Origin of the sequence: Paracoccus sp. J39, assembly GCF_000518925.1 — a bacterium.
In the GTDB taxonomy this organism is placed as follows: domain Bacteria; phylum Pseudomonadota; class Alphaproteobacteria; order Rhodobacterales; family Rhodobacteraceae; genus Paracoccus.
Genome location: NZ_JAEN01000025.1, coordinates 1 through 24901, shown reverse-complemented (window position 1 = coordinate 24901; position 24901 = coordinate 1). Strand labels below are relative to the sequence as shown.

Below are 24901 nucleotides of genomic sequence, written 5' to 3'. Positions count from 1 at the left end.
GGGGTGCGGCGTGACGTTCCTGTTCTTCCTGATCGCTTGCGGCGCGGCGGCCGCGACCGGCCTGATCTTCCCGCCCGGCGGCTGGTATGACGGGCTGCGCAAGCCGGATTTCACTCCGCCCCGCTGGGCGTTTCCGGTGGCCTGGACCACGCTTTACCTGCTGCTGGCCTGGGTGGGCGCGCGGCTGGCCGGCCTGCCCGGCGCCGGGCCCGCTCTGGCGCTGTGGGCGGCACAGATCGCGCTGAATACCCTGTGGACGCCGGTGTTCTTCGGCGCGCGCCGGCCGGGCGCGGCCATGGCGGTGCTGGCGATCCTGTGGCTGGTGGTCGCGGCGCTGCTGGTCGCGGCCTTCCGGCTGGACCTGCTGGCCGGCGTGCTTCTGCTGCCCTATCTGGCCTGGCTGACCCTGGCCGGGGCGCTGAATTTCCGCATCTGGCGGGACAATCCGGCGCCGCGATGAGGGCCCCGCCGGTTTTCCTTGCAATCCCGCGCGCCGCGCCCTATATGCGGCTCAACAGCGGCGCAGGCGTCCACACCCTGCCCACCGGGAAGACGCACGGGCCGCCTCGGCCCGTTTTTTGTATTTGGGGTATCACGAATGACCGACCTCATCGCCAAGACCGCCATCGACCGGCGCCTGGCCGAGATCATCGCCCCGGTCATCGAGGATCTGGGTTTCGAGCTGGTGCGCATCCGCCTGCAGGGCGGCAAGACCGCCACGCTGCAGATCATGGCCGACCGGCCGGAAGGCGGCATCAATGTCGACGACTGCGCCGATATCTCGACCGCCGTCAGCGCGATCCTCGATGTCGAGGACCCGCTGGAGGACGCCTATCATCTGGAGGTCTCCAGCCCCGGCATCGACCGGCCGCTGACCCGGCTGAAGGATTTCGAGACCTTCGAGGGCTATGAGGCGCGGCTGGAGACCAACCAGCCCATCGACGGCCGCAAGCGGTTCAAGGGCGTGCTGGCGGGCGTCGAGAAGGGCGAGGGCGGCGACGAGGTGCTGCTGAACATCGAGGAAGGCGGCGAGGTCCAGACCATCGGGCTGAACTTCGACTGGCTTTCCGATGCGAAGCTGGTCCTGACCGACGAGCTGATCGCCGAGATGCTGCGACAGAAAAAGGACGCGGGCGTGCAGATCGACAATCTGGACGAGACCGCCTTTGACGAGATCGAAACGGAAGCCGGCGAAAACAACGCCGCCGCGAAGGAGTGAGGAATGGCCATCACCTCTGCCAACCAGCTTGAACTGCTGCAAACCGCCGAGGCCGTTGCACGGGAAAAGATGATCGACCCCGATCTGGTGATCGAGGCGATGGAGGACAGCCTGGCCCGCGCCGCGAAGTCGCGCTACGGCTCGGAAATGGACATTCGCGTCCATATCGACCGCAAGACCGGCAATGCCACCTTCACCCGCGCCCGCACCGTGGTCGAGGATGACGCGGTCGAGAACTACCAGGCGCAATTCACCGCCGACCAGGCCCGCGCCTATTTCGAGCCCTCGAAGGACGGCCGCGCCCATTGGCTGCGCGACGGCCAGCTGCTGACCGATTTCTCGGGCAAGCCGCAGCCGGGCGACGTGTTCCAGGAGCAGGTGCCGCCGGTCGACCTGGGCCGCATCGCCGCGCAATCGGCCAAGCAGGTGATCCTGCAGCGCGTCCGCGAGGCCGAGCGCGACCGCCAATACGAGGAATTCAAGGACCGCGCCGGCACCATCATCAACGGTGTCGTCAAGCGCGAGGAATACGGCAACATCATCGTGGACGTCGGCCGGGGCGAGGCCATCCTGCGCCGCAACGAGAAGATCGGCCGCGAAAGCTATCGCCCGAACGACCGCATCCGCGCCTATGTCAAGGACGTGCGCCGCGAGGCCCGCGGCCCGCAGATCTTCCTGTCGCGCACCGATCCGCAGTTCATGGCCGAGCTGTTCAAGATGGAAGTGCCGGAAATCTATGACGGCGTCATCGAGATCAAGGCCGTGGCCCGCGACCCGGGCTCGCGCGCCAAGATCGCCGTGATCAGCTACGACAACTCGATCGACCCGGTCGGCGCCTGCGTCGGCATGCGCGGCAGTCGCGTGCAGGCCGTGGTGGGCGAGCTGCAGGGCGAAAAGATCGACATCATCCCGTGGTCCGAGGATCAGGCGACCTTCCTCGTGAACGCGCTGCAGCCGGCCGAGGTGGCGAAGGTCGTCTTCGACGAGGACGCCACCCGCATCGAGGTGGTGGTGCCGGACGAGCAGCTGTCGCTGGCCATCGGCCGGCGCGGCCAGAACGTGCGGCTGGCAAGCCAGCTGACGGGCCTCGACATCGACATCCTCACCGAAGAGGAAGAGTCGAAGCGCCGCCAGGCCGAATTCAACGCCCGCACCAAGCTGTTCATGGACACGCTGGACCTGGACGAGTTCTTCGCCCAGCTGCTGGTCGCCGAGGGCTTCACCAACCTCGAAGAAGTGGCCTATGTCGATCTGGACGAGCTTCTGTCCATCGAGGGCGTGGACGAAGGCACCGCCGAAGAGCTGCAGACCCGCGCCCGCGAGCATCTGGAAGCCGCGAACAAGGCCGCGCTGGAGAATGCCCGCGCCCTTGGCGTCGAGGACAGCCTGATCGAGTTCGAGGGCCTGACCCCGCAGATGGTCGAGGCGCTGGCCAAGGACGGCGTCAAGACGCTGGAGGATTTCGCCACTTGTGCCGACTGGGAACTGGCCGGCGGCTGGACCACGCAGAACGGCCAGCGCGTCAAGGATGACGGCATCCTGGAACCCTTCGACGTCTCGCTTGAAGAGGCGCAGAACCTGGTGATGACCGCCCGGGTCATGCTGGGCTGGGTCGATCCGACCGAGCTCGAATCGGCCGGCGAGGCCGAGGCCGGCGACGAACAGGAGGCCGGGGTGTAACGCCCCGGGAGCCGGATGACACGCGGGGGCCGTATCAAGGACCGCGAGACGCCCGAACGGCGCTGCATCGTCACGGGCGAGGTCCAGCCGAAGGCTGGGCTGATCCGCTTTGTCGCGGGCCCCGATGGCGAGGTGGTGCCGGATCTGGGCGAGAAGCTGCCCGGACGCGGCTTCTGGGTGGTGGCCGACCGGCAGGCGCTGGACAAGGCGGCCGCCAAGGGCTTGTTTTCGCGAGGCGCCAGGGCGCGGGTGACCGCCCCGCCCGAGCTGCTGGCGATGATCGAATCCGGGCTGGCGCGGCGGGTGACGGACACGCTGTCGCTGGCGCGCAAGGCCGGGCTGGCGGTCGCCGGCTTCGAAAAGGTCAAGGACTGGCTGGCCGCCGGCAAGGCCAAGGTGCTTCTGCAGGCCAGCGACGGATCGGAACGCGGCAAAGGCAAGCTCTGGACCCCGCCCGGGGGCCGGTGGTTCGGCTGCATGACCGCATCAGAATTGGGTTTGTCCTTTGGGCGCGATCATGTCATACACAGCGCGCTTGCGCCGGGGGGCCTGACCGACAAATTGATCAGGGACGCGAGCAGACTGACGGGTCTGCGCGAGCATGACGGCGGCAATGCGGCTGCCGGGAAGGAATGAAGATCGGATGAGCGATACTGACGGAAAGAAACCCCTGGGTCTTGGTGGCGGCCGTTCGGGCCATGTGAAGCAAAGCTTCAGCCACGGCCGGACCCATAACGTGGTCGTGGAGACCAAGCGCAAGCGCGTGGTCGTGCCCGGCAAGACCGGCGCGGCGGCCGGCGGCGGACGCTCCGGCTCGCCCTCGGCCGTGTCGGGCGACCCGTCGAAGCGTCCCGCCGGCATCTCGGATGCCGAGATGGAGCGGCGCATGGCCGCCCTGCGCGCCGCCAAGGCCCGCGAGGTCGAGGAAGCCGCGCAGCGCGTCGCCGAGGAAAAGGCCCGCGAGGAAGAACGCGAACGCCGCCGCCTTGAGCTGGAAGCCAAGGAGCGCGAGGAGCGCGAGCGCGAGGAAGCCCTGCGGCTGAAGGCCGAGGAGGACGAGCGCCGCGCCCGCGAAGCCGAGCTGCGCGAGAAGAAGAAGGCCGAGATCGCCAAGCCCAAGGCGGATGCGCGCCCGGCCACCCCGGCCGACCGCGCCGCCGCCGAAGCCGCCGCAGCGCGCGCCGAGACCAAGGGCGTCAGCGCCACCACGCCGCGCAAGACCGACCGCGACCGCGACACCCGCGGCCCGGCCGACGACCGCGACAGCCGCAACAAGAGCCGCGACGACAGCCGCCGCACCGGCAAGCTGTCGCTGAGCCAGGCGCTGGACGGCGAGGGCGGGCGGCAGCGTTCGCTGGCCGCGATGAAGCGCAAGCAGGAAAAAGCCCGGCAGAAGGCCATGGGCGGCAGCCAGCGCGCCGAAAAGCAGGTGCGCGACGTGCAGTTGCCGGAAACCATCCTGGTGTCCGAACTGGCGAACCGCATGGCCGAGCGCACCCCCGATGTCATCAAGTCGCTGATGCGCATGGGCATGATGGTCACCGCCAACCAGGCGGTCGATGCCGACACCGCCGAGCTGGTGATCGACGAATTCGGCCACCGCGCTGTCCGGGTCTCGGATGCCGACGTCGAGCAGGTCATCGACCAGGTCGAGGACAAGCCCGAGGATCTGAAGCCGCGCGCGCCGATCATCACCATCATGGGCCATGTCGACCACGGCAAGACCTCGCTGCTGGACGCCATCCGCCACGCCAATGTCGTGGCGGGCGAGGCCGGCGGCATCACCCAGCATATCGGCGCCTATCAGGTGAAGGCGTCGAACGGGGCGGTGCTGACCTTCCTCGACACGCCCGGCCACGCGGCCTTCACCTCGATGCGGGCCCGCGGCGCGCAGGTGACGGATATCGTCGTTCTGGTGGTCGCGGCCGATGACGCGGTGATGCCGCAGACGGTCGAGGCGATCAACCACGCCAAGGCCGCCAAGGTGCCGATGATCGTGGCGATCAACAAGATCGACAAGCCGGATGCCAATCCGCAGAAGGTCCGCACCGACCTGCTGCAGCACGAGGTCGTCGTCGAGGCGATGTCGGGCGACGTGCAGGATGTCGAGGTCTCGGCCAAGACCGGCCAGGGCCTGGACGCGCTGCTTGAGGCCATCGCCCTGCAGGCCGAGATCCTGGAGCTGAAGGCCAATCCCGACCGCCCGGCTTCGGGCGCGGTGATCGAGGCCAAGCTGGACGTGGGCCGCGGCCCGGTCGCGACGGTTCTGGTGCAGAACGGCACGCTGAAGCGCGGCGACATCTTTGTCGTCGGCGAACAGTGGGGCAAGGTCCGCGCCCTGATCAACGATAAGGGCGACCGCATCGACGCCGCCGGCCCCTCGGTCCCGGTCGAGGTGCTGGGCCTGAACGGCACGCCCGAGGCCGGCGACGTGCTGAACGTGGTCGAGACCGAGGCGCAGGCGCGCGAGATCGCGGATTACCGCATCCAGGCCGCCAAGGACAAACGCGCCGCCGCCGGTGCCGCGATCACGCTGGACCAGATGCTGGCCAAGGCCAAGGCCGACGAGAACGTCGCCGAGCTGCCAGTGGTCATCAAGGCCGACGTGCAGGGCTCGGCCGAGGCGATCGTCCAGGCGCTGGAAAAGATCGGCAACGACGAGGTGCGCGTCCGCGTGCTACATTACGGCGTCGGCGCGATCACCGAATCGGATGTCGGCCTGGCCGAGGCCAGCCAGGCGCCGGTCATCGGCTTCAACGTCCGGGCCAATGCTCCGGCGCGGAACGCCGCGAACCAGAAGGGCGTCGAGATCCGCTATTACTCGATCATCTACGACCTGGTGGACGACATCAAGGCGGCGGCCTCGGGCCTGCTTTCCGCCGAGGTGCGCGAGAACTTCATCGGCTATGCCGAGATCAAGGAAGTCTTCCGCGTCTCGGGCGTCGGCAATGTCGCCGGCTGCCTGGTGACCGAGGGCGTGGCGCGGCGCTCGGCCGGCGTGCGCCTGCTGCGCGACAACGTGGTGATCCACGAAGGCACGCTGAAGACGCTCAAGCGCTTCAAGGACGAGGTCAAGGAAGTGCAGTCCGGCCAGGAATGCGGCATGGCCTTCGAGAACTACGACGACATCCGCAAGGGCGACGTCATCGAGATCTTCGAGCGCGAGGAAGTGCAGCGCCAGCTGTGATCCGGGAACCGAATGGCATGAGGGGCGGGCCTGCAGGTCCGCCCTTTCCATGTCCGGCGCCCGGCGATTCCTTTACAGAACTGTAAAAGACGCCCCTGCCCCGCCGGCATGGGCGCCGCTGCCGGGCCCCTGGAAGCCTCGGCCGCCTGGCCGCTTTCCATTCGCCGAATGCTCGCGCCGGTGGCGCGCGGCCCATGGTCCGGCAAGAAGAAACGGGACCCCGAAGGACCCCGTTTCCGTAAGCATGGGCACGTTTCTGCTGCGTCAGGACAGGACGGGCTTGCCCTCATAGGTTTTGCTGCCTACTCGGACCACGATGTTCCCGTTCGCCTGCTGCCGTTCAAAGATACCTTGGACAGAAATACAGCTGCCGATCGTGATCGTGCGAATCATGTCCGATCTCCTCCTCCTACAGGATTTCAGAATTGTCGCAAAATCGTTAAATGTTAACTAAGAATGTCCAAAGCTACGGCAAAATGATGATGATGCCGCGCCCGGCGTGACGGATATGTCTCATAGCCAGTCGCGCAGGATGGGCAGCAGCGGCAGGTCTGCCGGCGGCATCGGATATTTGTCCAATTCCCGGGCCCGGGCCCAGGCCAGATTCTGCCCTTCCCGGGGCATCGGCACGCCCTGCCAGCGCCGGCAGGCGAACAGCGGCATCAGCAGGTGGAAATCGTCATAGGCGTGGCTGGCGAAGGTCAGCGGCGCCAGGCAGGAATGCCAGGTCTCAATGCCCAGTTCCTCGTGCAGCTCGCGGATCAGCGCGGCCTCGGGGGTCTCGCCCGGCTCGACCTTGCCGCCGGGAAACTCCCACAGGCCCGCGAGGGACTTGCCCTCGGGGCGCTGCGCCAGAAGCACGCGGCCGTCCGCGTCGATCAGCGCGACGGCCGCGACAAGCACCATCTTCATGAGCGGTAATCGGCGTTGATGTCGATATAGCCATGCGTCAGGTCGCAGGTCCAGACCGTGCGCCTGCCCCTGCCCAGCCCCAGGTCGACGCCGATCACCAGATGGTCGCGCTTCATATAGGCGCTGGCAGCGGCTTCGTCATAGCCCGGCGCGCGCCAGCCGTTCTCGGCCAGCACCATGTCGCCGAAGCGGATGGTCAGCCGGTCGCGGTCGGCCTCGGCCCCGGACTTGCCGACGGCCATGACCACGCGGCCCCAGTTCGCATCCTCGCCGGCGATGGCGGTCTTGACCAGCGGCGAATTGGCGATGGCCATGGCGACGCGATGGGCATCGGCATCGCTGACCGCGCCCGTCACCTGCACCTCGACGAATTTCGTCGCTCCTTCGCCGTCCCGGACCACCTGCTGCGCCAGGTCCAGCATGACCTGGGTCAGCGCCTTGCCGAAGGCCCGCGCCGGGGCCGAGCGCAGGTCGGTGATCGGCGCGGCCTTCGACTTGCCGGTCGCCGCCAGGATCAGCGCGTCCGAGGTCGAGGTGTCGCTGTCCACGGTGATGGCGTTGAAGGTCTCATCCAGCCGCGCCGACAGCATGCGCTGCAGCAGCGCGGGCGCGATCTTCGCATCGGTGAAGACATAGACCAGCATCGTCGCCATGTCGGGCGCGATCATGCCCGAGCCCTTGGCGATGCCGGTGATGTTGATGGTGCCGCCATCGCCTTCGAAACTGGCCGCCGCGCCTTTCGGGAAGGTGTCGGTGGTCATGATGGCCCGCGCCGCGCCGGCCGCGCCGGCCGCGTCCAGGTTGGCGGCGAGATCGCCGATCACGGCGGTGATGCGATCGGCCGGCAGCGGCTCGCCGATCACCCCGGTCGAGGACGAGAAGACCCGCTCGCGCGGCACGCCCAGCGCCTTGGCGACGCCGCCGGTCACGGCATCCACCGCCTCTTGCCCGTTCCGGCCGGTGAAGGCATTGGCGTTGCCCGAGTTCACGATGATCGCCGCGCCCTTGCCGGTGTCCTGCTTCAGCGCCAGCTTGGCCTGGCAGTCCAGCACGCTGGCGGCGCGGGTCGAGGACTTGGTGAAGGCGCCGGCGATGGCAGTGCCCGGCGCCAGCCGCACCAGCATGACATCGGTACGGCCCTGGTATTTCACCCCCGCCGCGCCCGAGGCGAATTCGGCGCCCTCGATCACCGGCAGGTCGGGAAAGCGCGCCGGAGCCAGCGGCGAGACCGGGTTCTGGGGCTTGGCCTTGGCCACGGCCTCCACCGCCGCCTCGGCCCGCGCCTCCAGGCTGGCGGCGGCTTCCTTCAGCGCGGCCTTCAGCTTCTTCAGCCGCTTCTTCGCCGTCTTCAGCTTTTCGGCATCGGAGGGCTTGCTCTTCTTGTCGTCCGATTTCGCCATGTCACTCCCCCAGGATATCGGTCTTGTTCAGCAGGTCGGGGGCCAGCCCCTCGGTCTTTTCGACCTTGGCGTCGGACACGCGTTGCTCGATCTCGGCCTGCACCTTGTCGCGGCGCACCTGCATGGCCAGTTGCTCCTTGATCTCGTCAAAGGCCGGGGGCGTGACCTCGCGCGTGTCGTTCAGCTTGATGACATGCCAGCCGAACTGGGTCTCGACGGGCTCCGAGACCTGGCCCTTGTCCAGCGCCTTCACGGCATCGGCAAAGGGCTCGACCATCTGCTCGGGCTGGAACCAGCCCAGGTCGCCCTTGTTCGGGCCGGAATTGTCGGTCGATTTCTGCTCGGCCAGCGTGCCGAAATCGGCGCCGTCCTGCAACTCCTTGGCGATGGCATCGGCCTCTTCCCTGGTCTTCACCAGGATATGGGCGGCATTGTATTCGATCTTGGGCTCGGTCTGGCCGCCGAAGGCCTGGTCATAGGCGGCTTTCAACTCGGCCTCGCTCGGCTCGGCGCTCGCGACCTTTTCCAGGACCGAGCCGGCCAGATAGGCGCGCTTCTCGATCTCCAGCGCCACGGCGTCGCGCTTGCTCAGCGGCTCGGCGGCCTGCGCCACGGCGGTCTGGCGGATCATCTGGTCCAGCATCAGGTCCCACAGCGCCGCATCCGGCAGGCCCTGCGTGGTCTGCGCGTCCAGCCCCTGCCGCATGGCGATCATCTGGCCCAGCGTGATCGACTCGCCGTTGACGGTGGCGACCACGGTATCGGCGTCCTGCGCCAGGCCGGGCATGGCCGATACGGCCCCCGAGAGCAGCACGGAGACGGCAAGAAGCGGTTTCAGCATAGGTTTCCCCTTCGTGGGACGGCGCGTCCACGCAGAGGTGAACGGGCGCAAGCGTTGACAGTGGGCCGGCCGGGGCATACATCCGGCGCAACCGAAAATGCGCGCCCGTCGCCGTTTTTCCGGCCCAAGTGATAGGGCAAGGCGAATGGTGCCGGCAAGTGGGCGGAACGTCCCGCGCACCCCCAGATACGCGATTTTGAAGGTTCATATGCTCGGCATCGGAAACTTGGCGAAACTGGTCTTTGGCACGCCCAACGACCGCAAGGTGAAATCGGTCCGCCCGCTGGTGGCCCAGATCAACGCGCTGGAGGAACAGTTCCGCGCCCTCTCCGATGCGGACCTGATCGGCAAGACCCGCGAGTTGCAGGGCCGCGCGCAAGCGGGCGAGGATCTGGACAAGCTTCTGCCCGAGGCCTTCGCCAATTGCCGCGAGGCGGCGCGCCGCGCGCTTGGCCTGCGCGCCTTCGACACCCAGCTGATGGGCGGCATCTTCCTGCACCAGGGCAATATCGCCGAGATGAAGACCGGCGAGGGCAAGACCCTGGTCGCGACCTTCCCGGCCTATCTGAACGCGCTGGCGGGCAAGGGCGTGCATGTCGTCACCGTCAACGACTACCTGGCCAAGCGCGACGCGCATTGGATGGGCAAGGTCTTTGCCCAGCTGGGCATGACCACCGGTGTGGTCTATCCTTTCCAGGAGGACGCCGAGAAGCGCGAGGCCTACCGGGCCGACGTGACCTATGCCACCAATAACGAGCTGGGCTTCGACTACCTGCGCGACAACATGAAGGGCTCGATCGAGCAGATGACCCAGCGCGGGCATTTCTTCGCCATCGTCGACGAGGTCGACTCGATCCTGATCGACGAGGCGCGGACGCCGCTGATCATCTCGGGCCCCTCGCAGGACCGCAGCGAGCTCTACAAGACGCTCGACGCCTTCATGCCCGAACTCGCGCCCGAGCATTACAAGCTGGACGAAAAGGCCCGCAACGCCACCTTTACCGAGGAAGGCAACGAGTTCCTGGAAAAGCGCCTGCAGGCGGCGGGCGTGCTGCCCGAGGGCCAGACGCTTTACGACCCCGAATCGACCACCATCGTCCACCACGCCAACCAGGCGATGCGGGCGCACAAGCTGTTCATGCGCGACCAGCACTATATCGTGCGCGACGACGAGGTGGTGCTGATCGACGAATTCACCGGCCGGATGATGAAGGGCCGCCGGCTGTCGGACGGGTTGCACCAGGCCATCGAGGCGAAAGAGGGCGTGGCGATCCAGCCCGAGAACGTGACGCTGGCCTCGGTCACCTTCCAGAACTATTTCCGGCTCTACGACAAGCTGTCGGGCATGACCGGCACCGCGGCCACCGAGGCCGAGGAATTCGCCGAGATCTACAAGCTGGGTGTGGTCGAGGTGCCCACGAACCGCCCGGTGCAGCGCATCGACGAACACGACCGCGTCTATCGCACCGCGGCCGAGAAATACGCCGCGGTGATCGAGGCGATCAAGGAAGCCCATGCCAAGGGCCAGCCGATCCTGGTCGGCACGACCTCGATCGAAAAATCCGAGATGCTGTCGCAGATGCTGACCAAGGAAGGCATCCCGCACAACGTGCTGAACGCCCGCCAGCACGAGCAGGAGGCGAAGATCGTCGCCGATGCCGGCAAGCTGGGCGCCGTGACCATCGCCACCAACATGGCCGGCCGCGGCACCGACATCCAGCTGGGCGGCAATGTCGAGATGAAGGTGATGGAGGCGCTGGCCGCCGACCCCGAGGCCCATCCCGACGAGCTGCGCGCCCAGATCGAGGCCGAGCACGCCGCCGAGAAACAGGCGGTTCTGGACGCCGGCGGGCTGTTCGTGCTGGCGACCGAACGCCACGAAAGCCGCCGCATCGACAACCAGCTGCGCGGCCGCTCGGGCCGCCAGGGCGACCCCGGCCGCTCGCTGTTCTTCCTGTCGCTGGAAGACGACCTGATGCGGATCTTCGGCTCGGAACGGCTGGACAAGGTGCTGTCGACGCTGGGCATGAAGGATGGCGAGGCCATCGTCCACCCCTGGGTCAACAAGTCGCTGGAACGCGCCCAGGCCAAGGTCGAGGGCCGCAACTTCGACATCCGCAAGCAATTGCTGAAATTCGACGACGTGATGAACGACCAGCGCAAGGCGATCTTCAGCCAGCGCCTGGAAATCATGCATACCGACGAGGTCGGGGACATCGCCGCCGACATGCGCGCGCAGGTGATCGACGACCTGATCGACCAGCACCTGCCACCGCGCGCCTATGCCGAGCAATGGGACGTCCAGGGCCTGCACGACGCGGTGGTCGACAAGCTGAACATGGACCTGCCCATCGCCGATTGGGCAGCCGAGGACGGCGTGGACCAGGACGCGATCCGCGAACGCATCCAGCAGGCCACCGATACCTATATGGCGCAAAAGACCGAACAGTTCGGCCCCGAGAACATGCGCCAGATCGAAAAGCAGGTGCTGCTGCAGCAGATCGACAGCAAATGGCGCGAGCATCTGGTCACGCTGGAGCATCTGCGCTCGGTCGTGGGCTTCCGCGGCTATGCACAGCGCGACCCGCTGTCGGAATACAAGACCGAGGCCTTCCAGCTGTTCGAGACCATGCTGGACGGGCTGCGCTTCGACGTGACCCAGCAACTGGCCCGCATCCGGCCGCTGACCGATGCCGAGCGCGAGCAGATGCTGCGCGAATACCAGCAGCAGCAGGCGGCGACCGAGGCGCAGATGCATCCCGAACACGAGGAAGCCGAGGGCGGCGAGGTTTCGGGCCGGGTCGCCGGCTTCGACGAGACCGACCCCACGACCTGGGGCAACCCCTCGCGCAACGATCCCTGCCCCTGCGGCTCGGGCAAGAAGTTCAAGCACTGCCACGGCGCGCTGGCATGAACTGGGGGCCTTCGGGCCCCTTTTTCATGCGCCATGCGGATTGCGCACTCGGCAAATGGGTATTTGGAAAACAGAGAAGATCCGAGCGAGGCGGCTCGTGCTTCTCTGTTTTCCAAATACCCATTGCGGCCGCGAAAGCTGCGCGGAAGGTTCCTAGTCCGGCACCAGCATGTAGCCGGTTCCGCGCACGGTCTGCAGGTAGCGCGGCTCCTTGGGATCGGGCTCGATCTTGCGGCGCAGCCGGGTGATCTGCACGTCGATGGCGCGTTCGGAATTCTCACCCGGCTCCTCCGACGGGCTGCGGCCCAGATCCTCGATCAGCGCGCTGCGGCTGACCGGCTGGCGCGGCGTATCGGCCAGGCGCTTCAGCAGCGCCTGCTCGGTCCCGGTCAGGCGCAAGGGGGCGTCGCCCTGCCAAAGCTCGCCCTTGTCGGCGTCGTAGCGCAGGGGGCCCAGCGACAGGAACTTCGGCCCCTTGGGTTCGGCCGCCGGGATACGGCGCAGGATGGCGGCGATGCGCAAGAGCAGCTCGCGCGGCTCGAAGGGTTTCGGCAGGTAGTCGTCGGCGCCGCTTTCCAGCCCCTCGATGCGGTCGCCGGTCTCGCCCCTGGCGGTCAGCAGCAGGATCGGGGTGGTCATCTGCTTGCGCAGGTCGCGGGTCAGCGAGAACCCGTCCTCGCCCGGCATCATCACGTCGAGCACGATCAGGTCGAAATCCAGGCCCTCCAGCAGGCGCCGGGCATGGGCGGCGTCCCGCGCCGTGGTCACCAGGAAATCGTTGCGCATCAGGAAGCGGCGCAGCAGGCTGCGGATGCGCTCGTCGTCATCGACGACAAGGATATGGGCGGCGGGCTGCAGGTCGGCCGAGGTCATGCGTCGGGCAGCTGCTTCAGGGCGCGATACTGGCGCAGCGTCTCGCGGTCCATCATCGCCTCGAGCACCTGCCGGAAGCCCGCCACCGCCTGCGGTCCGGCGGCGCGATAGGCGGCGCGCATGCGGGCGCGCTGCGCCTCGGACAGCCGGCGCTCCAGCGCCGCGCCCTTTTCGGTCAGGTAGAGCTGCCGCTCGCGCCGGTCGCGGCGGCCGATGCGGCTTTCGACCAGCCCGTCCTCGATCAGCGTGCGCAGCACCCGGTTCAGCGACTGCTTGGTCACCCCCAGCACGTCCAGAAGCGCGGTCACCGTCAGCCCCGGCTCGCGGTTGATGAAATGGATCGCCCGGTGATGGGCGCGGCCGTAATCCAGCTCGGCCAGAATCAGGTCGGGATCGGCGGTGAAGGCGCGATAGGCAAAGAACATCGCCTCGATCCCGCGGCGAAGCTGATCGTCGGTAAGAAACAGCAGGTTCTCGCTTCCTGCCGCGGCGACGCCACCCTTGTTCTGCATGACCTCTCCGTAATGCATGGCCCTTATTACGTCAGACTTATTGACTTTCCAACCATGAATGGATAGCCCAGACCGCAAGTTGCGCAACTTTCTTTGCCAGACGCGGCAGACCAACGCAACATTCCGCAAACAGAACCGGCCGGAGGGAAAAATGGCGGGCGCATATGACGATCGTGACGGCAAGATCTGGATGGATGGCAAGCTTGTGGAGTGGCGCGATGCGAACATCCACATCCTGACCCATGCCCTGCACTATGCCAGCTCGGTGTTCGAGGGCGAGCGCTGCTACAGCGGCAAGATCTTCAAGGGACACGAGCATTCGCTGCGGCTGATCGAATCGGCCCGGCTGCTGGACATGCAGTCGCCCTATACCGCCGAGGAGATCGACGCCGCCAAGGAAGAGGTGCTCAACGCCAACGGCTTCAAGGACGCCTATGTCCGCGCGGTGATGTGGCGCGGCTCGGGCGAGGACATGGGGGTTTCCGCCCGCCGCAACCCGGTGCGCATGGCCGTCGCCGCCTGGGAATGGGGCAGTTATTACGGCGAGGCGAAATGGCAGGGCGCCAAGCTCGACATCGCCAAGTGGAAGCGGCCGAGCCCCGAGACCATCCCCACCGCCGCCAAGGCCGCCGGGCTTTACATGATCTGCACCATGTCCAAGCACGCCGCCGAGGAGAAGGGCTGCTCGGACGCGCTGTTCATGGACTGGGAGGGCTATGTCGCCGAGGCGACCGGCGCCAACATCTTCTTCGTCAAGGATGGCGAGGTGCACACGCCCCTGGCCGACCGCTTCCTGAACGGCATCACCCGGCAGACCGTCATCCAGATGCTGAAGGACAACGGCACCGCCGTGCATGAGCGCCGCATCAAGCCCGAGGAGCTGGCGGGCTTCCAGGAATGCTTCCTGACCGGCACCGCGGCCGAGGTCACCCCGGTCGGGCAGATCGGCGACTGGCATTTCCAGGTCGGCGACACCACCCGCAAGATCGCCGAGGATTACGAGCAGCTGGTCCGCAGCTGATCGCGGCCCCGGGCGAAGGACGGAATGAAAACCGGCCGGGCGGCAGCGCCCGGCCGGTTCCGCATTGGCGGGTCAGCGGTCAGACCCGATGGCCGCGCTCGATCCTGGCGAATTCGGCGGCCCGGCGATTCGCAGCCTCGCTGCGGATGCGGGGCCGCATGCGCAGGGCGGCGATGGCCGGATGAAGGCCGGATTCGCGTTCCTGCCGCGTGTAGTATTGCGTGCGGCCGGAACTGCTTTCGTGACTGCGGTCTGCGATATGTCTGGTCATTTCGGTCTTCCTCCCCGCGCGGGAGTATAGCGCGGATGCGGGGGCATTTCACCCCCTGCCGGCCGGGCTGCGACCTCAGGCCGCCTTGATGCCGGGCGCCGCCGCCAGCATGGCGTGCAGCGCCACCGGGTCCTCGTTGGCGCGCAGCTTGGCGCGCAGGTCCTGGTCGCGCAGCGTGCGCGAGACCAGCGCCAGCGCCTTGAGGTGATCGACGCCGGAATTCTTGGGCGCCAGCAGCGCAAAGATCAGGTCCACCGGCTGGCGGTCCACCGCGTCGAAATCCAGCGGCTTTTCCAGCCGCAGGAACAGGCCGACCACGCGGTCGAGCCCGTGCAGCCGCGCATGCGGCAGCGCCACGCCATGGCCGACGCCGGTCGGGCCCAGGCTTTCGCGCTCCTGCAGCGCGTCCAGCGTCTGCGGCGCGTCCACGCCATAGACCGCGCGCGCCTGCTCGGCGATTTCCTGGAACAACCGTTTCTTGCTGGTGGTCTGGCTCATCGTCCGCACGGCGGCGGGAGAGAGAATGTCGCTGATCTGCATGTCGCCCGAAAATTGTCAGGTCCCGGCTGCGGGCCGCGCAGCCGGGACGTTTGGTTCAACAAGACTGCCCTTCTGCGTCAGTCTAGCCCAGATTGCGGGGGTCGATCCAGCCCACGTTGCCGTCGTCGCGGCGGTGAACCACGTTCACGCCCCCATGTTTCTCGTTGCGAAAGACCAGCAGCGGGCTGCCGGCCAGTTCCATCTGCATCACCGCCTCGCCGACCGAGAGGGTTGGCACGCGGGTCTCCATCTCGGCGATGATCATGGGCTGCAGGCCGTCGCCCTGCGATTCCCATTCGTCCTCATCGGCGGCCAGCACATACATGCCCGCCTGCTCGAATTCAACCGGCTGGGTCCGATCCTTGTAGTGATCCTTGAGCCGGCGCTTGTAGCGGCGCAGCTGCTTGTCCATCCGCTCGCGGCACCGTTCGAAGGCCGCGTAGATATCGGTGGCCGCGCCCTTGGCCTGGGCGGTCAGCCCGGTCGAGAGATGCACCACGGCATCGCAGATGAATTCATGCGCGTTGCGGGAAAAGATGACCGTCGCATCCGTCGGGCGTTGCGAATATTTCTCAACGGTTTCACCCAGTTCGGTCTTGACGTGAGTCGAAAGCGCATCGCCCACGTCGATCTGTTTTCCGCTGATCTGGTAGCGCATGGTGGTCCGTCCTTTCGGTTGCCCGATCTTGTCGCCAACGCCCTCGCGCGGGCGTCGCGTCCGGGTTTCTCTGGCCGGGCGGTCTTGCCCGGCCATACCCTCATTTGGTGACAGCCGCGGCGCTGTGTCAACGGCTGCGCGCGGCGGATCGGCATGACCTTGCATTCAGTTCATGCGGAAGGTTTCGCCCAGATAGACGCGGCGCACCTGCGGATCGGCGACGATCTCGGCGGTGGTGCCGGATTTCAGCACGTGGCCGTCATGCAGGATATAGGCGCGGTCCACGATCTCCAGCGTCTCGCGCACGTTGTGATCGGTGATGAGCACGCCGATGCCGCGGCTTTTCAGGTCGTGGACCAGGGCGCGGATCTCGCCCACGGCGATGGGATCGACGCCGGCGAATGGTTCGTCCAGAAGCAGATAGGCCGGATCGGCCGCAAGGCAGCGGGCGATCTCGACCCGCCGCCGCTCGCCGCCCGACAGCGCCATGGCCGAGGCATTGCGCAGATGGCCGATCGAGAAATCGCCCAGCAGCTCCTCCAGCCGCTCGCGGCGCTGGTGCACATGCGGCTCGACCAGTTCCAGCACCGCCATGATGTTCTGCTCGACCGTCAGGCCGCGAAAGATCGACATCTCCTGCGGCAGATAGCCGATGCCCATCTGGGCGCGGCGATACATCGGCAGCGCGGTGGCGTCCTGCCCGTCGATCAGCACCTGACCCGAATCAGGCGCGACCAGCCCGGCCACGCAATAGAAACAGGTGGTCTTGCCCGACCCGTTCGGACCCAGGAGCGCCACCACCTCGCCGCGGTCCAGATCCAGCGCCACGTCGCGGATCACCGGACGGTTGCGATAGGATTTGCGCAGGCCCCGGACCCGCAGCCCCTGTTCCCCCGCCATCGGTCAGTCCCCCGGCTGCAGCACGCTGCGCACCCGCCCCGAGGCATTGGCCGTGCCGCTTTCCAGGTTCACCGTCACCCGGTCTCCGGCCAGCACGTTTCCGCCCTGGGTCAGAAGCACGTCGCCGGTCAGCACGACGGTGCCGGTCTCGACATCGTATTCGGCGGCCTGCGCCTCGGCCGCGTCGGCGCCGCTGACCAGGGTGACGCCGCCCTCGGCATGCAGGGCGCTGATGCGGCGCTGGTCGCCCTGGGCATAGGTCACCGTCACGCGCGCGGCCGAAAGCCGCATGGCGCCCTGGCCGATCAGAACATTGCCGGAAAAGGTCGCCTGGCCGGTCTTCTGATCCACGGTCAGCGAATCGGCGGTGACTTCGACCGGCTGCTTGACATCCTGCGCATTGCCGAAGCCGGTGGTCTGGCCCATGGCCGCGCCCGCCGCCAGCGCAAGCGACAGGAACACGGGCAAAAGCGGTCCGGGCCGGATCATCGGATTTCCTTTCTGGCGCCTGAGGGCCCCTTGCGCGGGAGTCGGCGCCGGGTCATGGCCGGTATATCAAGCGAACTCCGCCGCTCAAATCAAGAACGTGATCGCCGCTGCCCTCCCCCGAGGGCCGCAGCTCCATCCGCCCCGCCGTCATATCGCCGAAGGGGGCGAGGACATTGACCTCTTCATCCGAAACCAGCCTGCCCTCGCCGGTCGAGGCCCGCAGCTCGGGCGCGGTCAGCACCCAGCCGTCGGCGGTGGTCATGCGCACCCCCTCGCCCAGCCGGACCTGATCGCCCTCAAGCGCAGCCGTGCCGGCGCTGACATCCGCCGCCCGCCCGTCCTGGGCGCGCAGGGTCATGCGCACCGCCTGCGCCAAGCCGTCGCCCTGTTCCGCGCCGGGCCGGGCCTCGGCGGCCGAGATGCTCAGCTGCGCCCCGTCCTCGGTCACGCCGGCATAGGTCGGGCTGGTCACCGCCTGCCGCTCGGCCAGTTCGCGCGGGTCCACGTCGGCATAGGGAATGCTGGCCTCGGGGTCGGGCTTGCGGCCCAGAAGGAACAGCACCGACAGGATCGCCAGCGCCGTCAGCGGCAGGATCACCCGCAACCAGGCCACGATGCACGAGCGGGTGGTCACCGTCAGACAAGCCCCGTGCGCAGGAAGTCGTGGATGTGGATCAGCCCGGCCGGCGCCCCCTCGGGGGTGACCACGAACAGGCAGGTGATGCGGCGCGCCTGCATCTCGGCCAGCGCCGCCTCGGCCAGCGCGTCCGGGCCGATGGTGCGCGGGTTGCGGGTCATCACCTCGGCGGCGCTATGGTCCAGAAGGCCCTGCATGTGCCGCCGCAGGTCGCCGTCGGTGATGATGCCGGTCAGCCGCCCCGCGGCATCCGTCACCCCGGTCACGCCGAAGCTTTTCTGGCTGATGGTCAGAAGCGCCTCGGCCATGGGCGCGGTCTCGGGGACCAGCGGCATGTCCTCATGCATCAGGTCGGCCACCCGCGACAGCTTCGCGCCCAGCTTGCCGCCGGGATGGAAGGTGCGGAAATGCTCGGGCGTGAACTGGCGATGCTCCATCAGCGCCACGGCCAGCGCATCGCCCAGCGCCATGGTCATGGTGGTCGAGGTGGTGGGCACGATGCCGGTGCCGCAGGCTTCGGGCGCCGCGGGCAGGACCAGCGCCACGTCCGCCTGGCGCAGCAGCGTCGATTGCGCCCGTCCGGCGACGCCGATCAGCGGGATCTGGAAACGCCGGGTATGGGCGACGATATCGGCGATCTCGGGCGTCTCGCCCGAATTGGACAGCACCAGCGCCACGTCGCCCTGCGTCACCATGCCCAGGTCGCCATGGCTCGCCTCGGCCGGATGGACGAATTGCGCCGGCGTCCCGGTCGAGGCCAGCGTCGCCGCGATCTTGCGCCCGACATGGCCGGACTTGCCCATGCCCGAGACCACGACCCGGCCGCGCGCGGCCAGGACGGTCTCGACCGCGCGGTCGAAGCTGTCGCCAAGGCTCTCGGCCAGCAGGGCCAGCCCCTCGGCCTCGGTGCGGATCACCCTGCGGGCGGTGTCGAGATATGCGCTCATGGCCCGCAACCTAGTGGTGGAAGATGTCGTTTTCATCCCCCCAGCCCAGCAGGTCCAGATGGGCCCGGGCAGGAAGGAAGTCGAAACAGGCCTCGGCCAGGCCCAGCCGCCCCTCGCGCGCCAGCCGCTTTTCCAGTTCGGCCTTCAGCGCGTGCAGGTAAAGCACGTCCGAGGCGGCATATTCCAGCTGCGCATCCGTCAGTTCGGCCGCGCCCCAGTCGCTGGTCTGCTGCTGCTTGGAGATGTCGACGCCGACAAGTTCGGACAGCAGGTATTTCAGCCCGTGCCGGTCGGTATAGGTGCGCACCATCTTGCTGGCGATCTTGGTGCACCAGACCGGCTTCGTCACCACGCCGAAGGCCGCCTCCAGCGCCGCGATGTCGAAACGGCCGAAATGGAACAGCTTCAGCACCCCGGGATCGGTCAGCATCCGGGTCAGGTTCGGCGCCTCGTGCTGGCCGCGGGCGATCTGCACCAGATGCGCGTTGCCGTCGCCCGAGGACAGCTGCACCAGGCACAGCCGGTCGCGGCGCGGGTCCAGCCCCATCGTCTCGGTGTCGATGGCCACGACCGGACCCAGGTCCAGATCGTCCGGCAGGTCGTTGTGGTAAAGGGTAATCGTCATCTGTGGCTTCTCGGGCTGCGGGTTTGGGTTGCTGTAACCCCTTTGCCCCCGCCTGCGCCAGCCCCGGCGTCGGAAGTCGGCAGGCCGCGGCCCATCGCCGCATCCCGCCGGAAGGTGGCGCAGGAGCGCAACAATCCCGATTGTTTCTCTCTGGACCGGCATAATATCCGAGTAAAATACTTGTGCATTTTGGGACCGGCCATATAACTCGCGCCAGTTTCGAACGAATCAAGGCAGTGACCATGAAAATGCGCCGTATCATCCCGCTGGCGGGCGTATCCTCGCTTGCGCTCGCGACAGCCCTTTACGCCCAGGAGGGTCAGAATGCCGAGGCCGTCGTCCTGAATCCGATCACCCTGATCGCCGACGGCCAGGAGAATGTCGAGGCGACCGGCGGCGTGTCGGTCACCCCGGAGGATATCGAGGCGATGCAGCCCGCCGACGTGTCCGAGCTGTTCGCCCGCGATTCCGCCATCACCGTTTCCGGCGGCGCCGGCCCGTCCAAGCGCATCCACGTCTTCGGCATGGAGCAGTCGAACCTGGCCGTCACCGTGGACGGCGTGCCGCAAGGGCCGACCAGCTGGCATCATACCGGCTCGAACGTCGTCGACCCGGCCTTCCTGAAATCGGTCGAGGTCGAGGCTGGCGCCGCCGCTGCCGATGCCGGCTTCGGCGCCGCCGCCGGCGCGCTGCGCTATGAAACCGTCGGCGCCAAGGACCTGCTGACCGATGGCAGGACCCAGGGCGGCCGCGTCGGGCTGTCCTATGGCAGCAACGGCCGCGGCGTCGCGGGCTCGCTGGCCGGCTATGGGGTCTATGAGGGCTTCGACTGGTTTGCCATGGTGCACGGCGCAAACGGCGACAATTACGAGGCCGCGAACGGTCGCGAGATGCCGGGCACCGAACCGGCCACCCGGGGTGCATTGCTTAAGCTGGGCTATGAATTCGACACGCATCGCGTCGAATTGTCCTATGACCACAGCAAGGACGACGCCGACCGCGTCATCAAGATGAACATGGACCTGAATGCGGACGACGCTGTCTATCCGCTGAAAGTCACGCGCAACACGCTGAAGCTGAAATACAGTTCGACCGCGCCGACCGATGCCTGGGACCCCGAAGCGACGGTCTATGTCAGCCGCAACGAATATTGGCGCCCGAACTATGCCCTCGGCGACCTGATCAGCGACGATCCAGGCGCGTCGTCCCGCCCCAATGGCGACATGATTCTTGAAACCACGACCATCGGCGGCGTTCTGAAGAACACCTACACGCTGGACCAGGGCCGGATCACCGCCGGGATAGATTGGCAGCACGACGACTATCACATCGACAACTACGGTGACCACTCGGCGGCGCGGACGCGTCCGTTCAACCTGGACACCATGCAGATCGGCACTTTCGTGCAGGGCCGCTTTGCGTTCGACAACGGCATCGACCTGTCCACTGGTCTGCGGCTGGATCATCACCGCTATACCGACTGGAACAACAACAGCTATTCCGATACCGGCGCCAGCGTGAATGGCACGATTTCGTATGAATTCGCGGAAGGATACGAGGTCTTTGCCGGCGCATCGCGCACATGGCTGGGTTACGAAATCGGCGAATACGGTCTGCTGCACGCGCGGAACGATGCGTTCACCACCGACCCCGACTATGAGCCGGCGACGGCTCGCAACGTTAAGCTGGGCTTGAATGCCAATCAGGGCAACTGGACCGGAAACATCACCTTCTTCGACACGCGGCTGGACGGGCTGGCCGAATATGATGTTGCCAGCGGCTATCTGACCAATGCCGACGAATACCGCAGCAAGGGCTTTACCTTGCAAGGCAGCTACACTTGGGGTTCGGGCCGCATCGGCGCCAGCTTCACCAAGGCCGACGTAACCCAGAACGGCGAGGACAAGGTTCCGGACGGCGGCACCGTGATGCCGGTCGGCAAGCTGGCCACCCTGTTCATCGACCAGGAGATCCCCCAGTATAACCTCAAGGTCGGCGGCACCGTCGAATGGGCCGGTTCGCTGAACAGCGGTTCACTGGTCGATGAGAGTGGCGCCCCGCTCGGCTTCGAAGATCACGATTCCTATACCATCGTGAACGTCTATGGCCAGTGGCGTCCCCAGAACTACGAGAACGTGGTCGTGCATCTGGGCGTCGATAACCTGTTCGACGAAAGCTATTACGAGCGCAGCAGCTATGTCGAACGCGTCATGGGCAGCCGGATCATCGACCCCCTCTACGCCCCCGGCCGCACCGTCACGCTGGGCGTGAAGATGGACTTCTGATCCATCCCGACAGACGCATAGAAAAGGCCCTCGCCCGCGGGGGCCTTTTCTATGGCTGAGCCGGCAGAAATGATGTTTGAAATATCACTATCACCCTGCTAGACATCCATCATCAAGGATTGGAAATCACTGCATGATGACCTCGGCCCAGATGCGTGCGGCGCGTGCCCTGCTTGGCATCGACCAGAAGCGGCTGGCCGAGCTCTCGGGCCTGTCGGTCCCGACCATCCAGCGCATGGAGGCCAGCGACGGCAATGTGCGCGGCGTGGTCGAAAGCCTGACCCGCGTGGTCGAGGCGCTGGAGGCCGCCGGGATCGAGCTGATCGGCGAGGGCGCCGCCAGCCCCTCGGGCGGGCGTGGCGTGCGGCTGAAATCCGGTCCGCAGACGTAATCGCGACGGCGACCGCCGACAGACAGCCGACGATCCCGCCGCCTCCTTCGCGAAGGTGCGGCCCAGATGAACCAGCAGGCAAGCGCGGCGCCCGGATTTGCGCCGCTGTTCACCCCGAAACTGATCACCGTCCTGCGCGAGGGCTATGGCGCGGCCCAGCTGCGCGCCGATGCCCTGGCCGGGCTGACCGTCGCCATCGTGGCGCTGCCCCTGTCGATGGCCATCGCCATCGCCTCCGGCGCCTCGCCGGCGCAGGGGCTCTATACCGCCATCGTCGGCGGCTTCCTGGTCTCGGCGCTTGGCGGCTCGCGCTACCAGATCGGCGGGCCGGCGGGGGCCTTCATCGTGCTGGTCGCCGGCATCGTGGCGCAGCACGGCATGTCGGGGCTGATCCTGGCGACCTTCCTGTCGGGGCTGATGCTGGTCGCCATCGGGCTGCTCAGGCTGGGCACCTTCATCAAGTTCATCCCCTTTCCGGTGACGGTCGGCTTCACCGCCGGCATCGCGGTGATCATCTTCACCAGCCAGCTGAAGGAGATCTTCGGCCTGTCCCTGGCCCATGAGCCGGGCGAGCTGGTGGAAAAGATCCCCGCCCTCTGGCAGGCCCGCGCCAGCCTTTCGCCCATGGCGCTGGCGATCGCGCTGGGAACGATCGCGGTGATCCTGGGGCTGAAGCGCGCCCGGCCGCATTGGCCCGGCATGCTGATCGCCGTGGCGCTGGCGGCGGGCTTCACCGCGGCGACGGGGGCGGATGTCGCGACCATCGGCAGCCGCTTCGGCGGCATTCCGTCCTCCCTGCCCGCCCCCGCGCTGCCGGAGCTGTCGCTGGACAGGGTGCTGTCGCTCTTGCCCGCCGCCCTGTCGCTGACGCTGCTCGGCGCCATCGAATCGCTGCTGTCGGCGGTGGTCGCGGACGGCATGACCGGCCGCCGCCACCGCTCGAATTGCGAGCTGGTGGCGCAGGGCGTGGCCAATATGGGCTCGGCGCTGTTCGGCGGCATCTGCGTCACCGGCACCATCGCGCGGACGGCGACCAATGTGCGCGCCGGCGCGCATGGGCCGGTGGCGGGGATGCTGCATGCGCTGTTCCTGCTGGGCTTCATGCTGCTGGCGGCACCGCTGGCGTCTTATATCCCGCTGGCGGCGCTGGCCGGCGTGCTGGCAGTGGTGGCCTGGAACATGATCGAGAAACCCGCCATCGCCATCCTGCTGCGCTCGGGCTGGGGCGAGGCGGCGGTGCTGCTGGTCACCTTCGGGCTGACGATCTTCCGCGACCTGACCGAAGCCATCGTAGTCGGGCTGGCGCTCGGCTCGGTGCTGTTCATCCAGCGCATGAGCCAGGCGGTGGGGGTCGAGGCGCTGGTCGGCGCCGACACGGCCGACAGCGCCCAGCCGCGCCCGGACCAGCCGCAGCCGCGCGACGTGGTGGTCTATCGCATCTCGGGAGCACTGTTCTTCGGCGCCACGGCCTCGATCGGCTCGGTCCTGGATCGCATCCAGGACGGGTTTCGGGTGCTGGTGGTGGATTTCAGCGCCGTGCCTTTCCTGGATTCCACCGGCGCCAACATGATCGAGGGACTGGCGCACAAGGCGCAGCGCCGCGGCATCGCGCTGTGGCTGACCGGCACCAGCCGCGACATCCGCCGGGTGCTGCTGACGCATGGGCTGCGCCGCCCGCTGGCGCGCTATGCGCCGACGGTCGAGGAGGCGCTGCGCCGGCGTCACGGGTCATAGCGACTCTGCGCGGGCGGTGCCTGCTGGGAGGTCTTGCCTCCGGCGGGAGTATTTTTCCAACGGTGAAGCGGCGGGCGCGAAAAGGGCGGCTCGATGGCCGCCCGGCGCTGTTTCAGCCCATCCTCTCGGATGCGTAGCTTCCCGGAGACGCCGGGAAGACGACGGTCTTGTTGCCGTTGAGGAACACCCGGCGGTGGATATGGGCGTGGATGGCGCGGGCCAGGACCTGGCTTTCCACGTCGCGGCCGAGGCTGACATAGTCCTCGGGCGATTGCGCATGCGTCACCCGGATGATGTCCTGCTCGATGATCGGGCCCTCGTCGAGGTCGGCGGTCACATAATGGCTGGTCGCGCCGATCAGCTTCACCCCGCGCTCGAAGGCCTGCTTGTAGGGGTTGGCGCCCTTGAAGCTCGGCAGGAAGGAATGATGGATGTTGATGATCCGCCCCGACATCTTCTTGCACAGGGCGTCCGAGAGCACCTGCATGTAGCGCGCCAGCACCACCAGCTCGGCGCCCGAATCCTCGACCACCGCCATCAGCTGCGCCTCGGCCTGCGGCTTGTTCTCCTTGGTGACCTTGATGCAGTGGAAGGGAATGTCGTGGTTCACCACCACCTTCTGATAGTCCATGTGATTGCTGATCACCGCCACGATGTCGATCGGCAAGGCCCCGATGCGCCAGCGATAGAGAAGGTCGTTCAGGCAATGCCCGAAGCGGCTGACCATGATCACCACCTTCATCTTCTCGGCCTCGTCATGGATGGCGTAGTCCATGCCGAAGGGCTTGGCCGGCTCGGCCAGCCCGGCGCGCAATTCCTCCAGCCCCACGCCCTCCTCGGAGACGAAGCTGACGCGCATGAAGAA

25 protein-coding genes are annotated in these 24901 nt (G+C 67.1%); 10 read left to right on the top strand and 15 right to left on the bottom strand.

The genetic code is table 11. The annotated features are described in order from the left end of the window. The first annotated feature begins 10 nt into the window (after positions 1-10). From L632_RS0118380 to infB, 5 genes are all read left to right on the top strand, one after another. Positions 11-460, top strand: coding sequence for a TspO/MBR family protein (locus tag L632_RS0118380; RefSeq protein WP_028713949.1), 450 nt, complete (start codon positions 11-13; stop codon positions 458-460). A 138-nt stretch (positions 461-598) separates the two neighbouring features. Further along, a complete protein-coding gene (gene rimP / locus L632_RS0118375; protein WP_028713948.1) occupies positions 599-1219 on the top strand; it encodes a ribosome maturation factor RimP in 621 nt (206 codons plus the stop codon). A gap of 3 nt (positions 1220-1222) precedes the next feature. After that, positions 1223-2899 (top strand): transcription termination factor NusA, encoded by a 1677-nt coding sequence (gene nusA / locus L632_RS0118370; protein ID WP_028713947.1) that lies wholly within the window; start codon positions 1223-1225, stop codon positions 2897-2899. Between the two features lie 15 nt (positions 2900-2914). Then, entirely contained in the window at positions 2915-3535 is a 621-nt protein-coding gene (locus tag L632_RS0118365) for an RNA-binding protein (protein ID WP_028713946.1), read from the top strand. A gap of 7 nt (positions 3536-3542) precedes the next feature. Beyond that, complete coding sequence (gene infB / locus L632_RS0118360; RefSeq protein WP_028713945.1) at positions 3543-6086, top strand: translation initiation factor IF-2; 2544 nt, start codon at positions 3543-3545, stop codon at positions 6084-6086. 264 nt (positions 6087-6350) lie between these two features. Here the strand turns inward: infB and L632_RS25095 are convergent, their stop codons facing one another. From L632_RS25095 to L632_RS0118340, 4 genes are all read right to left on the bottom strand, one after another. Next, complete coding sequence (locus tag L632_RS25095) at positions 6351-6479, bottom strand: hypothetical protein (protein ID WP_028713944.1); 129 nt, start codon at positions 6477-6479, stop codon at positions 6351-6353. A 120-nt stretch (positions 6480-6599) separates the two neighbouring features. Next, entirely contained in the window at positions 6600-6998 is a 399-nt protein-coding gene (gene mutT, locus L632_RS0118350) for an 8-oxo-dGTP diphosphatase MutT (RefSeq protein ID WP_028713943.1), read from the bottom strand. Then, positions 6995-8398: a bifunctional glutamate N-acetyltransferase/amino-acid acetyltransferase ArgJ gene (gene argJ / locus L632_RS0118345; protein ID WP_028713942.1), complete on the bottom strand. Its 1404-nt coding sequence runs from the start codon at positions 8396-8398 to the stop codon at positions 6995-6997. The genes mutT and argJ overlap by 4 nt, the downstream gene beginning before the upstream one ends. A gap of 1 nt (position 8399) precedes the next feature. Further along, positions 8400-9239: a peptidylprolyl isomerase gene (locus L632_RS0118340; RefSeq protein WP_028713941.1), complete on the bottom strand. Its 840-nt coding sequence runs from the start codon at positions 9237-9239 to the stop codon at positions 8400-8402. Between the two features lie 208 nt (positions 9240-9447). On the opposite strand from L632_RS0118340, the gene secA reads away from it, so the two are divergent. Next, a complete protein-coding gene (secA, locus tag L632_RS0118335) occupies positions 9448-12153 on the top strand; it encodes a preprotein translocase subunit SecA (protein ID WP_028713940.1) in 2706 nt (901 codons plus the stop codon). Positions 12154-12306: 153 nt separating this feature from the next. Here the strand turns inward: secA and L632_RS0118330 are convergent, their stop codons facing one another. Further along, entirely contained in the window at positions 12307-13026 is a 720-nt protein-coding gene (locus L632_RS0118330) for a response regulator (protein ID WP_028713939.1), read from the bottom strand. After that, positions 13023-13538, bottom strand: coding sequence for a MarR family winged helix-turn-helix transcriptional regulator (locus L632_RS0118325; RefSeq protein ID WP_028713938.1), 516 nt, complete (start codon positions 13536-13538; stop codon positions 13023-13025). The genes L632_RS0118330 and L632_RS0118325 overlap by 4 nt, the downstream gene beginning before the upstream one ends. A gap of 151 nt (positions 13539-13689) precedes the next feature. Here L632_RS0118325 and L632_RS0118320 point away from each other — a divergent pair, with 151 nt between their 5' ends. Next, entirely contained in the window at positions 13690-14559 is an 870-nt protein-coding gene (locus L632_RS0118320; RefSeq protein ID WP_028713937.1) for a branched-chain amino acid aminotransferase, read from the top strand. A 79-nt stretch (positions 14560-14638) separates the two neighbouring features. Here L632_RS0118320 and L632_RS0118315 read toward each other — a convergent pair whose 3' ends face one another. The 8 genes from L632_RS0118315 to L632_RS0118280 form a co-directional block, all read right to left on the bottom strand. Beyond that, on the bottom strand, positions 14639-14830 hold the full coding sequence (locus L632_RS0118315) for a hypothetical protein (RefSeq protein ID WP_028717322.1): 192 nt from the start codon (positions 14828-14830) through the stop codon (positions 14639-14641). Between the two features lie 75 nt (positions 14831-14905). Further along, positions 14906-15370 carry a PTS sugar transporter subunit IIA gene (locus L632_RS0118310; protein WP_028713935.1) on the bottom strand — a complete coding sequence of 155 codons (465 nt, stop codon included), beginning with the start codon at positions 15368-15370 and terminating at the stop codon, positions 14906-14908. Between the two features lie 82 nt (positions 15371-15452). Then, positions 15453-16028, bottom strand: a complete 576-nt coding sequence (gene hpf / locus L632_RS0118305; RefSeq protein WP_028717321.1) for a ribosome hibernation-promoting factor, HPF/YfiA family — start codon at positions 16026-16028, stop codon at positions 15453-15455. Positions 16029-16193: 165 nt separating this feature from the next. Then, complete coding sequence (gene lptB, locus L632_RS0118300) at positions 16194-16928, bottom strand: LPS export ABC transporter ATP-binding protein (RefSeq protein WP_028713933.1); 735 nt, start codon at positions 16926-16928, stop codon at positions 16194-16196. Between the two features lie 3 nt (positions 16929-16931). Continuing rightward, positions 16932-17417, bottom strand: a complete 486-nt coding sequence (gene lptA, locus L632_RS0118295) for a lipopolysaccharide transport periplasmic protein LptA (RefSeq protein WP_028713932.1) — start codon at positions 17415-17417, stop codon at positions 16932-16934. A gap of 52 nt (positions 17418-17469) precedes the next feature. After that, positions 17470-18051, bottom strand: coding sequence for an LPS export ABC transporter periplasmic protein LptC (locus tag L632_RS0118290; protein ID WP_028713931.1), 582 nt, complete (start codon positions 18049-18051; stop codon positions 17470-17472). A 2-nt stretch (positions 18052-18053) separates the two neighbouring features. Further along, positions 18054-19001, bottom strand: a complete 948-nt coding sequence (locus L632_RS0118285) for an SIS domain-containing protein (RefSeq protein WP_028713930.1) — start codon at positions 18999-19001, stop codon at positions 18054-18056. Positions 19002-19011: 10 nt separating this feature from the next. Beyond that, positions 19012-19626, bottom strand: coding sequence for a ribonuclease D (locus L632_RS0118280; protein WP_028713929.1), 615 nt, complete (start codon positions 19624-19626; stop codon positions 19012-19014). 242 nt (positions 19627-19868) lie between these two features. On the opposite strand from L632_RS0118280, the gene L632_RS0118275 reads away from it, so the two are divergent. The 3 genes from L632_RS0118275 to L632_RS0118265 all read left to right on the top strand — a co-directional run bounded on the left by L632_RS0118275 (position 19869) and on the right by L632_RS0118265 (position 24036). Next, on the top strand, positions 19869-21911 hold the full coding sequence (locus tag L632_RS0118275; RefSeq protein WP_028713928.1) for a TonB-dependent receptor domain-containing protein: 2043 nt from the start codon (positions 19869-19871) through the stop codon (positions 21909-21911). A gap of 133 nt (positions 21912-22044) precedes the next feature. Then, on the top strand, positions 22045-22302 hold the full coding sequence (locus L632_RS0118270; protein WP_028713927.1) for a helix-turn-helix domain-containing protein: 258 nt from the start codon (positions 22045-22047) through the stop codon (positions 22300-22302). A gap of 66 nt (positions 22303-22368) precedes the next feature. Continuing rightward, positions 22369-24036, top strand: a complete 1668-nt coding sequence (locus L632_RS0118265) for a SulP family inorganic anion transporter (RefSeq protein WP_028717320.1) — start codon at positions 22369-22371, stop codon at positions 24034-24036. Positions 24037-24148: 112 nt separating this feature from the next. Here L632_RS0118265 and purU read toward each other — a convergent pair. Further along, on the bottom strand, positions 24149-24901 hold a 753-nt coding region (gene purU / locus L632_RS0118260), incomplete at its 5' end, for a formyltetrahydrofolate deformylase (RefSeq protein ID WP_028717319.1).

What these genes read in the sequence shown, in the direction of transcription:
- rimP (WP_028713948.1), top strand. Translation starts at nt 599, where the DNA reads ATGACCGACCTCATCGCCAAGACCGCCATCGACCGGCGCCTGGCCGAG.
- nusA (WP_028713947.1), top strand. Translation starts at nt 1,223, where the DNA reads ATGGCCATCACCTCTGCCAACCAGCTTGAACTGCTGCAAACCGCCGAG.
- L632_RS0118365 (WP_028713946.1), top strand. Translation starts at nt 2,915, where the DNA reads ATGACACGCGGGGGCCGTATCAAGGACCGCGAGACGCCCGAACGGCGC.
- infB (WP_028713945.1), top strand. Translation starts at nt 3,543, where the DNA reads ATGAGCGATACTGACGGAAAGAAACCCCTGGGTCTTGGTGGCGGCCGT.
- L632_RS25095 (WP_028713944.1), bottom strand. Translation starts at nt 6,479, where the DNA reads ATGATTCGCACGATCACGATCGGCAGCTGTATTTCTGTCCAAGGTATC.
- mutT (WP_028713943.1), bottom strand. Translation starts at nt 6,998, where the DNA reads ATGAAGATGGTGCTTGTCGCGGCCGTCGCGCTGATCGACGCGGACGGC.
- argJ (WP_028713942.1), bottom strand. Translation starts at nt 8,398, where the DNA reads ATGGCGAAATCGGACGACAAGAAGAGCAAGCCCTCCGATGCCGAAAAG.
- L632_RS0118340 (WP_028713941.1), bottom strand. Translation starts at nt 9,239, where the DNA reads ATGCTGAAACCGCTTCTTGCCGTCTCCGTGCTGCTCTCGGGGGCCGTA.
- secA (WP_028713940.1), top strand. Translation starts at nt 9,448, where the DNA reads ATGCTCGGCATCGGAAACTTGGCGAAACTGGTCTTTGGCACGCCCAAC.
- L632_RS0118330 (WP_028713939.1), bottom strand. Translation starts at nt 13,026, where the DNA reads ATGACCTCGGCCGACCTGCAGCCCGCCGCCCATATCCTTGTCGTCGAT.
- L632_RS0118325 (WP_028713938.1), bottom strand. Translation starts at nt 13,538, where the DNA reads ATGCAGAACAAGGGTGGCGTCGCCGCGGCAGGAAGCGAGAACCTGCTG.
- L632_RS0118320 (WP_028713937.1), top strand. Translation starts at nt 13,690, where the DNA reads ATGGCGGGCGCATATGACGATCGTGACGGCAAGATCTGGATGGATGGC.
- L632_RS0118315 (WP_028717322.1), bottom strand. Translation starts at nt 14,830, where the DNA reads ATGACCAGACATATCGCAGACCGCAGTCACGAAAGCAGTTCCGGCCGC.
- L632_RS0118310 (WP_028713935.1), bottom strand. Translation starts at nt 15,370, where the DNA reads ATGCAGATCAGCGACATTCTCTCTCCCGCCGCCGTGCGGACGATGAGC.
- hpf (WP_028717321.1), bottom strand. Translation starts at nt 16,028, where the DNA reads ATGCGCTACCAGATCAGCGGAAAACAGATCGACGTGGGCGATGCGCTT.
- lptB (WP_028713933.1), bottom strand. Translation starts at nt 16,928, where the DNA reads ATGGCGGGGGAACAGGGGCTGCGGGTCCGGGGCCTGCGCAAATCCTAT.
- lptA (WP_028713932.1), bottom strand. Translation starts at nt 17,417, where the DNA reads ATGATCCGGCCCGGACCGCTTTTGCCCGTGTTCCTGTCGCTTGCGCTG.
- L632_RS0118285 (WP_028713930.1), bottom strand. Translation starts at nt 19,001, where the DNA reads ATGAGCGCATATCTCGACACCGCCCGCAGGGTGATCCGCACCGAGGCC.
- L632_RS0118280 (WP_028713929.1), bottom strand. Translation starts at nt 19,626, where the DNA reads ATGACGATTACCCTTTACCACAACGACCTGCCGGACGATCTGGACCTG.
- L632_RS0118275 (WP_028713928.1), top strand. Translation starts at nt 19,869, where the DNA reads ATGAAAATGCGCCGTATCATCCCGCTGGCGGGCGTATCCTCGCTTGCG.
- L632_RS0118270 (WP_028713927.1), top strand. Translation starts at nt 22,045, where the DNA reads ATGATGACCTCGGCCCAGATGCGTGCGGCGCGTGCCCTGCTTGGCATC.
- L632_RS0118265 (WP_028717320.1), top strand. Translation starts at nt 22,369, where the DNA reads ATGAACCAGCAGGCAAGCGCGGCGCCCGGATTTGCGCCGCTGTTCACC.